This window comes from Saccharothrix isguenensis, assembly GCF_052936305.1.
This window is the reverse complement of record NZ_CP193626.1, coordinates 7,108,339-7,120,791: the sequence shown is the minus strand read 5'-3', so window position 1 is coordinate 7,120,791 and position 12,453 is coordinate 7,108,339. Positions and strand designations below refer to the sequence as shown.

The following is a 12,453-nucleotide window of genomic DNA, read 5'->3' as shown; positions in this document are numbered from 1 at the left end:
GATCGAGCAGGTCATCGCCGAGCACGGACGAAGGGCGTCGGAGCGCGGGACTCGGAGCGCCGAGGTGTCGGCCTCCTGTTCCCCGCCCGTGCCCGGCAGCGGTTGGTGCGCCCGTGAGCAGCACCCTCATCACCGGTATCGGTGAGTTGACCACGAACGACCCCGAGCTGGGTCGCCTCACCGATGCCGCACTCGTCCTCACCGACGACCGGGTCGAGTGGGCCGGCCCCGCGTCCTCCGCCCCCGCCGCCGACTCACGGGTCGACGTGGAAGGGCGGGCCGTCCTGCCCGGTTGGGTGGACAGCCACACCCACCTGCTGTTCGCGGGTGACCGGACCGCCGAGTTCGAAGCCCGCATGGCCGGTCAGGCGTACGCGGCAGGCGGAATCGCGATCACGGTCGGCGCCACGCGCGCCGCGTCCGACGACGAACTCGCCGCGACCCTGCGTCGGCACGTCGCCGAAGCCGTCGCCCAGGGCACGACCACGATCGAGACCAAGACCGGCTACGGGCTGACCGTCGAAGACGAGGTGCGGTCGGCTCGAATCGCCGCCCGGCACGCCGACGAGGTCACCTTCCTGGGCGCCCACCTGGTGCCGCCGGGCACCGACCCGGACGCGTACGTGACGCTGGTGATCGGCGACATGCTGGACGCGGTCGCGCCGCACGTGCGGTGGGCGGACGTGTTCTGCGAGCAGGGCGCGTTCGACGAGGACCAGTCGCGGGCCGTCCTCGAAGCCGCACGGGCCAAGGGACTGGGCCTGCGCGTGCACGGCAACCAGCTGGGCGAAGGTCCGGGCGTCCGGCTGGCGGTGGAGTCGGGCGCGGCCAGCGTCGACCACTGCACCTACCTGTCCGCCGCCGACGTCGACGCGCTGGCGACCTCGTCCACCGTCGCCACCCTGCTCCCGGCGTGCGACCTGTCGACCCGCCAGGCGCTCCCGCCCGCCCGTCGGCTCCTCGACGCCGGCGCAACGGTCGCCCTGGCCAGCAACTGCAACCCCGGCAGCTCCTACACCACGTCGATGGCCTACTGCATCACCACGGCCGTGCTCCAGATGCGCATGACCATCGAGGAAGCCGTCACCGCCGCCACCCTGAACGGCGCGAAAGCGCTGCGGCGCACCGATGTCGGCCACCTGTCACCGGGCGCGAGGGCGGACGTCCACGTGCTCGACGCGCCCTCGACCACCCACCTCGCCTACCGACCGGGCGTGCCGCTCACCCACGCTGTGTGGCGAGCGGGCGTTCGGCAGAGCTGAGGGCGTCCAAGGCCACCGACGTGGAGTCCGGGTGAGCGGGCAGGAGCGGTAGGCGGACGTCCGGGGTCGGGATCCGGCCCCGGGCGTGCAGGACGGCCTTGGTCACGGTGGGGTTCGGCTCGGCGAACAGCGCGGCCGACAGGACCCCCAGCCGCCCGCCGATCCGGCGTGCCGTGGTGACGTCGCCGGTGTGCCAAGCCTCGATCAGCCGGACGAACTCGCCGGTGGCCAGGTGGGAGCTGGCGAGGATTCCACCGTCGGCCCCCAGCGCCAGCAAGGGCGAGATGAACGCGTCGTCGCCGCCGAGGATCGCCAGGTCGGACGGCTCGTCGGCGAACAGCGCGATGGTGTCGGCGTTGATCCCGCCCGGCGAGTACTTCAGGCCCACCACACCGGGCACGGCGGCCAGGCGACGCAGGGTGCTCGCCGACAGGTACTGGCCCGTCCGGTGCGGGATGTCGTAGACGACCAGCGGTACGGGGCTGTCGGCGGCGAGCCGGGTGAAGTAGGCGAGGACGCCCTCCTCGCCAGGCCGGACGAACGGCGGCACCACGCTCAGCGCCGCCACGACGTCCCGATCGCCCAGCGCCTGGAGCGCCTGCGGGGTGTTCGCGCCGACCACCAGCTGGGCCTGGCGCGCTCGGCACACGCGGGCCGTCACGTCGATCACCGTCTGCTGCTCGGCTGTGGTCAGCGACGAGACCTCCGCCGTGGTGCCCAGCGCGACCAGCCCGCGCGCACCGGCGTCCAGGACCTCGTCGGCGAGGGCTTCGAGCGCGTCCAGGGCCACCGCTCCGGAGCGGTCGAACGGCGTGACCAGCGGGACGTACAAACCGGAGAGCGTCATGACTCGCACCTTGCCCGCTCGAACCGTGAAGGACCAGCGCGCATTTCTCAAGAGAACCGTAAGCTGAACTGATGCTCGACGTCCGACGCCTGCGACTCCTGCGCGACCTGGCCCGCCTGGGCACGATCGCGGCGGTGGCCCAGGCTCACGCCTACACGCCGTCCGCCGTGTCCCAGCAGCTCACGGCGCTGCAACGGGAAGCGGGCGTGCCGCTGCTGGAGCACACGGGCCGGAGCGTCAGCCTCACGCCCGCCGGCACGGCGCTGGTCCAGCACGCCGAGACCGTCCTCGCCGCCCTCGAAGCCGCGACCGCCACGTTGGCCGCCGCTCGCACGGGCCTGTCCGGGACCGTGCGCATCGGCGCGTTCCCCAGCGCCGTGCCCACGCTGCTGCCGGCGGCACTGGTCGCGCTGGGGCGAGACCACCCGACGCTCGACCTCATGGTCACCGAGCTGGATCCCGTGGACATGCCGGACGCGCTGCGCGATCGTCGTCTCGACGTGGCGCTGTGGCACGACTACGACACCGCACCCGTCGAGCGCGACCCCGGCGTGGACTCGGTGCGGTTGCTGGACGAAACGGTGTTCCTCGCCGTGCCCGCGGACACGTGGCCCGACGCGGCAGGCGAGACGACAGGCGACGCGGCAGCCGATCCGATCGAGGGCGCACGGGAGGCCGCGTGGATCGTCGGCAGCCCCGGCACCCTCTGCCACACCGTGGCGATGAGGGTCTGCCAGACGGCCGGCTACACGCCCAGGGTGCGCCATCACGCCGACGACTTCACCGCCGTGCTCGCCCTGGTCGCGGCGGGCCAGGGGGTCGCCCTGGTGCCGGAACTCGGTGCGACGCACCCGCCCGAGGACGTCCGGCTGCTCCCGCTCGACGTCCACCGGCGCACCCGCATCGCCTACCGGCGTGGTGCCGGAGCGCATCCCGTCGTCGCCGCGTGCGTGGCCGCGCTGGAGTCGTCGACCAGCGCGTACCTGGGTTCCTGAACCACGACCGGGGGTGGGCTCGCCGGATCGGAGCGCCCACCCCGCCGCGTCACGGGTTGACGACCTCGATCTCGCGCTCGTCGTGGACCGAGCCGCCGTCGCTGCTGTTGAGAGCGCTCGCGGCGACCGCCGGTGCACTTGACGTACCCGTACCCGTAGCCGGAGCCGACGCGCTGGCTGAGCCGGACGTCGAGGGTCGACCGGTGTCGCCCGGACCATGCCGAGCGCCCCGGCGGCTCAGTCCTCGAAGTCCTCGTCGTCCCGGGCCAGGTAGGTGGCCAGCCGCTCGACAGCGGTCTCGAAGTCGGGGTTGGCGTCGACGAAGGCGCGCAGCTTGTCGGCCAGCCAGGCGAAGCTCACCTCCTCCTCGCCCCGGCGGGATTCCAGTTCCTCGATGCCACGATCGGTGAAGTACACGGTCTTCCTCCACGAACGGCCGAGCCGTCGAGACCCGGAGGTCTCGACGGCTCGGCGCAACCCATCAGGTCCTACTCGAACGCCTTCGCGATCAGTTCGCGCTGCTCGACCTCGTGCACCTTGGACGAACCCGCCGACGGCGCGGCCATCGGACGGCGCGAGACGCGCTTCACGGCGAACCGCTCCGGCAGCAGCTCCGGCAGCGCCAGCCCGAAGAACGGCCACGCGCCCTGGTTCGCCGGCTCCTCCTGGACCCAGCGGACCTCGGTGGCGTTCGGGTAGCGGTCCAGGGCCTCGGTCAGCTTGCGCGCGGGCACCGGGTAGAGCTGTTCCACCCGCAGCACGGCGACGTCCTTGGCGGCACGCTTCTCCTGCTCGGCGGCCAGCTCGTAGTAGATCTTGCCGCTGCACAGCAGGACCTTGCGCACCGCGCCCTGGTCCAACCCGGTCTCGTCGTCGATCACCGACTTGAACCGGTGCTCCACGAAGTCCTCGACCGGGCTGGTCGCGGTCTTCAGGCGGAGCATCGACTTCGGCGTGAACACCACCAGCGGCCGGTTCACGCCGTCCAGCGCGTGCCGCCGCAGCAGGTGGAAGTAGTTCGCCGGCGTGGACGGCACCGCGATCGTCATCGAGCCCTCCGCGCACAGCTGGAGGAACCGCTCGATCCGACCGGACGTGTGGTCCGGGCCCTGGCCCTCGTGGCCGTGCGGCAGCAGCAGCACCACGTCGGACAGCTGGCCCCACTTCGCCTCACCGGACGAGATGAACTCGTCGATGATCGGCTGCGCGCCGTTGACGAAGTCGCCGAACTGCGCTTCCCACAGCACCAGCGCGTCCGGGTTGGCCACCGAGTACCCGTACTCGAAGCCCAGCGCCGCGAACTCGGACAGCACCGAGTCGTACACCATGAACTTGCCCTGGTTCTCGGCCAGGTTCTGCAGCGGCGTGTACTCCTCGGACCTCTTGCGGTCCACCAGCGTGGCGTGCCGCTGCACGAACGTGCCGCGTCGCGAGTCCTGACCGGCGAGGCGGACCGTGCGGCCCTCCAGCACCAGCGACCCGAACGCCAGCAGCTCGGCGAACGCCCAGTCGATGCCACCCTCGCGGGCCATCTTCGCGCGCCGCTCCAGCACCGGCTTCACCCGCGGGTGCGGGGTGAAGCCCTCGGGCAGGTTCACGTGCGCGTCGGCGATCTTCTCGATGATCGACCGGTCGATCCCGGTGGGCAGCTTGGCCGGGATCTGCTGTTCCTGCTCGATCGACGGCGAGGTCTTGATCGGGTGCTTCTCCAGCTCCCTGACCTCGTTGAACACGTGCTCCAGCTGCGACGAGAAGTCCTGCAGCGCCTTCTCGGCCTCTTCGACGGAGATGTCACCGCGGCCGATCAGGGACTCGGTGTAGGTCTTGCGCACCGAGCGCTTGGTGTCGATCACGTCGTACATCGCCGGCTGGGTCATCGACGGGTCGTCGCCCTCGTTGTGACCGCGGCGGCGGTAGCACACCATGTCGATCACGACGTCCTTGTTGAACCGCTGCCGGTAGTCCACGGCCAGCTTGGCGACCCAGTAGCACGCCTCCGGGTCGTCGCCGTTCACGTGGAACACCGGCGAGCCGATCATCTTCGCCACGTCGGTCGAGTACTTCGACGAGCGCGAGTGCTCCGGCGCGGTGGTGAAGCCGACCTGGTTGTTGACCACCACGTGCACGGTGCCGCCGGTGCGGTAGCCGCGCACGAGCGCCAGGTTCAGCGTCTCGGCTACCACGCCCTGGCCCGCGAACGCGGCGTCGCCGTGCAGCGCGACCGGCAGCACGGTGAAGCCCTCGCCGCCCTTGTCCAGCATGTCCTGCTTGGCCCGGACGATGCCTTCGAGCACCGGGTCCACGGCTTCGAGGTGCGACGGGTTCGCGGTCAGCGACACCTTCGTCTCGCCGTCGCCGAACATCCGGAAGTACTTGCCCTCGGCGCCCAGGTGGTACTTGACGTCACCGGAGCCGTGCGCCTGACCGGGGTCGAGGTTGCCCTCGAACTCGCGGAAGATCTGCGAGATCGGCTTGCCGACGATGTTCGCCAGCACGTTCAGCCGGCCGCGGTGCGGCATGCCGATGACGACCTCGTCGATCTCGTGCTCGGCGGCCTTGTCCAGCACCGCGTCCAGCAGCGGGATGACCGTCTCGCCGCCTTCGAGCGAGAACCGCTTCTGGCCGACGTACTTGGTCTGGAGGAAGGTCTCGAACGCCTCGGCGGCGTTGAGCTTCGACAGGATGTACTTCTGCACGGTGGCCGGCGGCTTCTCGTGCGGCACCTCGACGCGCTCCTGGATCCAGAGGCGCTCCTCCGGGTCGAGGATGTGCATGTACTCGACGCCGACGGTGCGGCAGTACGAGTTGCGCAGCACGCCCAGGATGTCGCGCAGCCGCATCCGCTCCTGGCCCGCGAACCCGCCGACCGGGAACTCCCGGTCGAGGTCCCACAGGGTCAGGCCGTGCGACAGGACGTCGAGGTCCTGGTGGCTGCGCTGCCGGTAGTTCAGCGGGTCCGTGTCGGCCATCAGGTGGCCGCGGGTGCGGAACGCGTCGATCAGCTCGATGACGCGGGCCGTCTTGTCGACCGCGCCCTCGGGGATGTCGGCGACCCAGCGGATCGGCTCGTACGGCAGCCGCAGCGACGTGAACACGTCGTCGTAGAAGCCGTCCTCGCCGAGGAGGAGCTGGTGGATGCGGCGCAGGAACTCGCCCGACTCGGCACCCTGGATGATGCGGTGGTCGTACGTGGAGGTCAGCGTGATGATCTTGCTGACGCCCATGTCCGTGAGGGCCTGCTCGCTGGTGCCCTGGAAGTGCGCCGGGTACTCCATCGCGCCGACGCCGATGATGGCGCCCTGACCGGCCTGGAGCCGCGGCACCGAGTGGTTCGTGCCGATCGTGCCCGGGTTGGTCAGCGAGATGGTGGTGCCGGAGAAGTCGTCGTTGGTCAGCGAGCCCGACCGCGCCTTGCGGATCAGGTCCTCGTAGGCCTGCCAGAACTGCGTGAACGTCATGTTCTCGCAGCCCTTGATGGACGCGACGACGAGCGTGCGCGAACCGTCCTTGCCGGGCAGGTCGATCGCCAGGCCGAAGTTCACGTGCTCGGGGGTGACCACGAACGGCTTGCCGTCGACGTCGGCGAAGTGCCGGTTCATGTTCGGGTAGGCGCGCAGCGCCCGGACCACCGCGTACCCGATCAGGTGAGTGAAGGAGACCTTCCCACCGCGGGTGCGCTTGAGGTGGTTGTTGATCACGATGCGGTTGTCGGCCAGCAGCTTCGCGGGCACGGCGCGCACGCTCGTCGCGGTCGGAACGGTGAGCGACAGCTCCATGTTCTTCGCGATGGCGGCGGAGGCGCCGCGGAGCTGCTTCTGCTCCTTGCCCTGGGCCGGCTGCACCGGCGCGGCCTTGGCGGCCTCGGCGGGAGCGGGCTTGCTCGCGGGCTTCTGGGCCGGAGCCGCGGTCTTCGACGGTGTCGCCGGGGGCTGCTGGGCCTGCTGCGGCTGCTGAGCGGGGGTCGATGCGGCGGGCGCCGACCTGTTCGGCTGCTGCGGGGCCTGCTGGGCCGGGGCCGGCTTGGTGGCGGTCGTGGTGCCGTTCTCCGCGGCCGTCGTCGCGGCCCCGTTGCCCGACCGCTGCGTCGACTTGTAGTCGGCGAAGAAGTCGTGCCAGGCCGGGTCTACCGACGACGGATCGGCGAGGAACTGCTCGTACATCTCCTCGACCAGCCACTCATTGGGGCCGAACTGCGAAGCAGGACTGCTGCTGGACACGGCTGGCGCTCGCCTCTATCCATCTCGCTCTTGGTAATGACTCACTCATGGTCAGGCTAGTCCCCCGTCTGGTGCAGTTCACACACAGGAGGGGGCGGGCAAGGAGTGTTCCCTCACAGGATCGATCAGGTCGCCGGTCCCGTTATGGGTGCTTGAGCATGACTTGAGGTTGAGCCCCGCGCACGTCTCGGTCGGCTTCGATCTGGAGTAGTTGTGCGCACTGCCGCAGGTGGGTGGTCGTGAGGGTTTCAGCGGGCTGAACTCGCGCCGCTGACCTGCGTGTTCAACTTTTCGGTTGACATGTTGCCGGCCGCTTCGTACGGTTGTGTTCAACCGAGCGGTTGAGTAAGGGGGCGAAGCGGTGGACGACCGGTTGTCGCGGGTCTTCTCGGCTCTGGCCGACCCGATCCGGCGCGACATGGTGGCGCGGCTGGCGGTGGGCGACGCGACCGTGAACGAGTTGGCCGAGCCGTACGCCGTGACCGTGCAGGCCGTGTCGAAGCACCTCAAGGTCCTGGAGGACGCCGGGCTCGTCAGTCGCAGCAAGCAGGCGCAGCGGCGGCCCGTCCACCTGGAAGCGGAGGTGTTCGACCTGATGACGAAGTGGATCGAGCGCTATCGGCTGGAGGCGGAGCAGCGCTACCAGCGGCTGGACGCCGTGTTGGCCGAGATGGCGGTCGAAGGACCCGATCAAGTGAAGACGCGCATCGAAGGAGAAGCATCATGACCACGACCACGCACCCCGAGACGACGATCAGCGCCGACCCGGCCCTGCCGACCATCCACATCATCCGGGAGTTCGACGCGCCGGCGGACGCGGTGTTCCGGGCGCACGTCGACGCCGAGCTGGTGGTGAAGTGGCTGGGTCCGCGCTCGGTGACGATGCGGGTCGACCGGTGGGACCCGACGACCGGCGGCGCGTACCGGTACGCGCACACCCGCGGGGACGAGGAGTACCGGTTCTTCGGCTCGTTCCACGAGGTGCGGCCGAGCGAGCGGATCGTGCAGACCTTCACCTTCGAGGGTTACCCGGATGGCGTCTGCCTGGAGACGTTGACGTTCGAGGACCTGGGCGGCGGTCGGACCCGCTTGCACGCGGTCAGCGTGTTCGAGACGACCGAGGGTCGGGACGCGGCGATGGCCGGCGGGATGGAGACCGGCGTGGTCGAGGGGTACGAGCAGCTGGACGACCTGCTCGCCGAGGCCTGAGCTCTCCTCCGCGCCCCGCAGACCACACCGGCTGCGGGGCAGCCCGGACGATTGCGCCCGGATGACTGCGCCCGGATGACTGCGCCCGGACCACTCGGGAGGCTCCTTCGGCGCGGTCAGTGGGTGGCGGTGAGTTCGGGTTTGCCGAGGTCGGCGCCGTGGGACCAGAGGCGGGCGTAGTGGCCGTTCGCCTCCAGCAGCTCGGCGTGGGTGCCCTGTTCGACGATCCGGCCTTCGGAGAGGACCACGATCCGGTCCGCCCGTGCGGCGGTGGCCAGGCGGTGGGCTACGACGAAGGTGGTCCTCGCGCCGGCCAGGTGGTCGCTCGCCTTGAGGACGGCCGACTCGGTGGCCGGGTCCAGGGCGGCGGTGGCCTCGTCGAGGAGGAGGATGGCCGGCTGGACCAGTTCGGCGCGGGCGAGGGCCACCAGCTGGCGTTGGCCGGCGGACAGGCCCTGGCCTCGTTCGCCCACCTGCTGGTGGAAGGCGGCCGGCAGGGCGGCGACCACCGGCATGGCGCCCACCGCGCGGACGGCGGCCTCGATCTCGGCGCGGGTGGCGTCCGGGTTGCCGTAGGCGACGTTCTCGGCGATGTCGCCGCCGAACAGGTGCGCCTCCTGCGGGACGATGCCGAGGCGCTGGCGCAGGGCCGAGAGGTCGTAGTCGCGGATGTCCACGCCGTCGATCAGCACGGTGCCCTCGGTGGCGTCGTAGAACCTCGCCACCAGCTTGACCAGGGTCGACTTGCCCGCGCCGGTGGCGCCCACCAGCGCCACGGTCTCGCCGGGCGACACGTGCAGCGAGATCCGCTCGACCGCCGGGCGGGTGGTGCCCGGGTACGCGAACGTCACGTCCCGCAGCTCCACCTCGCCGCGCAGCGCCGTCACCGGTAGCGGGTGTTCGGCCGGGGGGACGGTGGTGGGGGTGCGCAGCAGGTCGCCGATGCGGCTCAAGCCGACCCTGGCCTGCTGGTAGCCGTCGAACACGCCGGACAGCTGGTACAGCGGCGAGAAGAACAGGCCCAGGTACAGCACGAACGCCAGCAGCACGCCGGGGGACAGGGTGCCACCCGCCACCCGGTAGGCGCCGACCACGAGGATGCCCGCCTGCGCGACGCCGGACAGCAGGGACAGGAACGGGAAGTACGTGGCGATGTACCGCTGGGCCCGGATGCGGGACCGGCGGTAGGCGTTGCTGCGCTCGGCGAACGCCTCCGCCGAACGCGCCTCGCGGGTGTAGGCCTGGGACACGCGGAGGCCGGAGACGTTCTCCTGGAGGTCTGCGTTGACGGCGCTGATGCGTTCCCGCGCCTCCCCGTAGGCGGCCGAGGAGAGGCGCTGGAAGATCACCGTCGCGATCAGCAGGATCGGCAGCACGCTCAACGCGACCAGTGCCAGTCCCGGGTCCGTGATCACCAGCGCCGCGGCGATGCCGACCACGGTGAGAACGCTGATCACGAACGTGGTCAGGCCGGTCTGGAGGAAGCTGGACAGGGCGTCCACGTCGGTGGTCATCCGGGTCATGATCCGGCCGGCCATCTCGCGCTCGTAGTAGTCCAGGCCCAGTCGTTGCAGGTGGGCGTAGCTGCGCACGCGCAACAGGTACAGCAGGCGTTCACCCACCCTGGACGTCACGACGGTGCCGGCGGCGGCGGAGGCCCAGCCCAGCACCACGAGGGTGAGGCTGATCGCCACCGCGACCCAGAGCCAGCCGACCTCGCCGTCCACCACGCCCCGGTCGATGCCCAGCCGGACCAGGTTCGGTGACGCGACCGCGAGCGCGGTGTCGACCAGCAGCAGGCCGGCCACGCCCAGCATCGCCCAGCGGACGGGGCGCAGGAGGGTGCGCAGGCGGAAGCCCGGGTCCGGCGCCCGCGGGTCTTCGCCGTGCAGTTCGGGGACGTCCTGCGCGGGCGGCAGGGCGTGGACGCGGTCCATCAGCTCCGGGGTCGGCGGGGTGCCGCCCAGCAGGGCTGACGTGCCGCCGCCGCTCTTGGCCGGCTTGGGCACGCCCGCGCCCACCGAGCGGTTCGCCGCGCGCACGGCCAGCTCGTCCTCGTCGGACTCGGGCCACAGCTCGGGGGTGGTGCCGTCCGGGCCCGGCTCCAGGTGGGCGTCGGCGCGGGGCGCCACCTGCTCGATCGCTTCTCCCGGGCCGGCCAGCAGCTCGCGGTAGAGGCGGCAGCGCTCGTGCAGCTCGGCGTGCGTGCCCACGTCGACCACGCGGCCCGCGTCCAGGACGGCGATGCGGTCGGCCAGGGTCAGCGACGAGCGGCGGTGCGCCACCAGGAGCGTGGTGCGCTCGGCCGTCACGGCGGCCAGGGTGCGGTGGATCGCGGCCTCGGTCGCGGTGTCGACCGCTGAGGTGGCGTCGTCCAGGACGAGGACGCGCGGGTCGGACAGCAGCGCGCGGGCCAGTGCCACGCGCTGGCGTTGGCCGCCGGAGAGGGTCAGTCCGCGCTCGCCGACCACCGTGTCGTAGCCGTTCGGCAGGGCCTCGATGAACTCGTGGGCCTCGGCCGCCCGCGCGGCGGCGCGCACCTGGTCGTCCGAGGCGTCCGGCAGGCCGTAGGCGATGTTCGCCCGGACCGTGTCGGAGAACAGGAACGCCTCCTCGAACACCGTGCCCACGGTCTGCCGCAAGGAGGAGAGGCGCAGCTCGCGGACGTCGACGCCGCCGACGGACACCGCTCCTTCGTGCACGTCGTAGAACCGGGGCAGGAGCAGTGAGACCGTCGACTTGCCCGAGCCCGCGGTGCCGACGATCGCCAGGGTCTCGCCCGGCTCCACCCGGAGGGACACCTCCGACAGGACCGGTTCGCTCCGGGTGTACCCGAAGGTCACGTTGCCCAGCTCCACCGAGACCGGGCCGGGCGGGACGTCGCGGTCGCCGTCGACCACGTCCGGTTGCGAGTCGATCAGCTCGTACACCCGCTCGACGCCCGCCCTGGCCAGCTGGGCGGTCACCATCAGGCTCGACAGCAGGCGGGTCGGGCCGACCAGCGTCGCCACGTAGGTCGCGAACGCCAGGAACGTGCCCAGCGTCACCTCGCCGCGCAGCGCCAGCCAGCCGCCCAGCGCCAGCACGGCCACCTGCCCCAGGTACGGCAGGGCGGTCAGGGTCGCGGACGGGCGGGCGGTGAGGCGGGCCGCGCGCATCCGTTCGGCGAACAGGAGCTTCGCGCGCGTCTCCAGCCTGCTGATCTCGCGCGCCTCCTGGCCGAAGCCCTTGACCACGCGCACGCCCGTCACGGTCTCCTCGACGTGCTGCGCCACGTCCGCCGCGCGCTGCTGCGCCGACCACGTCGCCGGGAACAGCGTCAGCCTGCTGCGGGCCGCGACCACGCCGACCGCGGGCACGATCACCAGGGCGATCACGGTCAGCAGCGGGGACAGCCAGAACATCGCCGCGACGGCCGCCACGGCGAACACCACCGTGCCGAACGCCAGGGGAGTCATCGAGAGCAGGCTGTTGACCAGCTGCAGGTCGGTGATCGAGCGGGACACCACCTGGCCGGTGCGCATCGCGTCCTGCTTCGGCCCGTCCAGCCGCTGCACCGCGCCGAACACGCCTTGGCGCAGGTCGTGCTGGACGTCCACGGCGAGCCGCCCGCCCAGGAACCGGCGCACGAACGCCGTGCCGAACGTCAGCAGCTCCAAGCCGACGAGCGTGACCGCGAGCCAGGTCAACCGGTCCGTGCGGCCGGCCATGGCGTCGTCCACCGCGACCTTGATCAGCAGCGGGCCGACCGCCTGGAGGCCGACACCCACGACCGCGGCCAGGATCGACCACACCACCAGCGCACGGTGCTGCCAGCACGCGGTGGCGAGTCTGCGGATCCAGCCGTCGGTCTTGGTCACGGGATCCACATTAGGACGGACCTCCGACAGCGTCGGGCCCAGAGATGTGACGAAGGCCGCCCC

Annotated in this window: 8 protein-coding genes; 4 read left to right on the top strand and 4 right to left on the bottom strand. The window is 71.3% G+C overall.

Features of this window, described 5'->3' with window-relative positions; translation table 11 throughout:
- Window positions 1-113 precede the first annotated feature (113 nt).
- Window positions 114-1,262, top strand: coding sequence for an imidazolonepropionase (hutI, locus tag ACRAKI_RS31905; protein WP_447004202.1), 1,149 nt, complete (start codon window positions 114-116; stop codon window positions 1,260-1,262).
- Here hutI and ACRAKI_RS31900 read toward each other — a convergent pair.
- The gene (locus ACRAKI_RS31900; protein ID WP_447004201.1) at window positions 1,222-2,109 is read right to left on the bottom strand and encodes a dihydrodipicolinate synthase family protein; all 888 of its coding nucleotides are present in this window, start codon (window positions 2,107-2,109) and stop codon (window positions 1,222-1,224) included. The genes hutI and ACRAKI_RS31900 overlap by 41 nt on opposite strands.
- Window positions 2,110-2,180: 71 nt before the next feature.
- Here ACRAKI_RS31900 and ACRAKI_RS31895 point away from each other — a divergent pair, with 71 nt between their 5' ends.
- Entirely contained in the window at window positions 2,181-3,104 is a 924-nt protein-coding gene (locus ACRAKI_RS31895) for a LysR family transcriptional regulator (protein ID WP_447004200.1), read from the top strand.
- Window positions 3,105-3,341: 237 nt separating this feature from the next.
- Here the strand turns inward: ACRAKI_RS31895 and ACRAKI_RS31890 are convergent, their stop codons facing one another.
- Window positions 3,342-3,521, bottom strand: coding sequence for a DUF6104 family protein (locus tag ACRAKI_RS31890; RefSeq protein ID WP_447004199.1), 180 nt, complete (start codon window positions 3,519-3,521; stop codon window positions 3,342-3,344).
- A gap of 71 nt (window positions 3,522-3,592) precedes the next feature.
- Window positions 3,593-7,321 carry a multifunctional oxoglutarate decarboxylase/oxoglutarate dehydrogenase thiamine pyrophosphate-binding subunit/dihydrolipoyllysine-residue succinyltransferase subunit gene (locus ACRAKI_RS31885; protein WP_447004198.1) on the bottom strand — a complete coding sequence of 1,243 codons (3,729 nt, stop codon included), beginning with the start codon at window positions 7,319-7,321 and terminating at the stop codon, window positions 3,593-3,595.
- 361 nt (window positions 7,322-7,682) lie between these two features.
- Here ACRAKI_RS31885 and ACRAKI_RS31880 point away from each other — a divergent pair, with 361 nt between their 5' ends.
- A complete protein-coding gene (locus tag ACRAKI_RS31880; protein ID WP_447004197.1) occupies window positions 7,683-8,048 on the top strand; it encodes an ArsR/SmtB family transcription factor in 366 nt (121 codons plus the stop codon).
- Window positions 8,045-8,530, top strand: coding sequence for an SRPBCC family protein (locus ACRAKI_RS31875; RefSeq protein WP_447004196.1), 486 nt, complete (start codon window positions 8,045-8,047; stop codon window positions 8,528-8,530). Before ACRAKI_RS31880 ends, ACRAKI_RS31875 begins: the two co-directional genes overlap by 4 nt.
- A 116-nt stretch (window positions 8,531-8,646) precedes the next feature.
- On the opposite strand, the gene ACRAKI_RS31870 is transcribed toward ACRAKI_RS31875, so the two are convergent.
- A complete protein-coding gene (locus ACRAKI_RS31870) occupies window positions 8,647-12,399 on the bottom strand; it encodes an ABC transporter ATP-binding protein (RefSeq protein ID WP_447004195.1) in 3,753 nt (1,250 codons plus the stop codon).
- Window positions 12,400-12,453: the final 54 nt, after the last annotated feature.

What these genes read in the sequence shown, in the direction of transcription:
- ACRAKI_RS31875 (WP_447004196.1), top strand. Translation starts at nt 8,045, where the DNA reads ATGACCACGACCACGCACCCCGAGACGACGATCAGCGCCGACCCGGCC.
- ACRAKI_RS31900 (WP_447004201.1), bottom strand. Translation starts at nt 2,109, where the DNA reads ATGACGCTCTCCGGTTTGTACGTCCCGCTGGTCACGCCGTTCGACCGC.
- ACRAKI_RS31895 (WP_447004200.1), top strand. Translation starts at nt 2,181, where the DNA reads ATGCTCGACGTCCGACGCCTGCGACTCCTGCGCGACCTGGCCCGCCTG.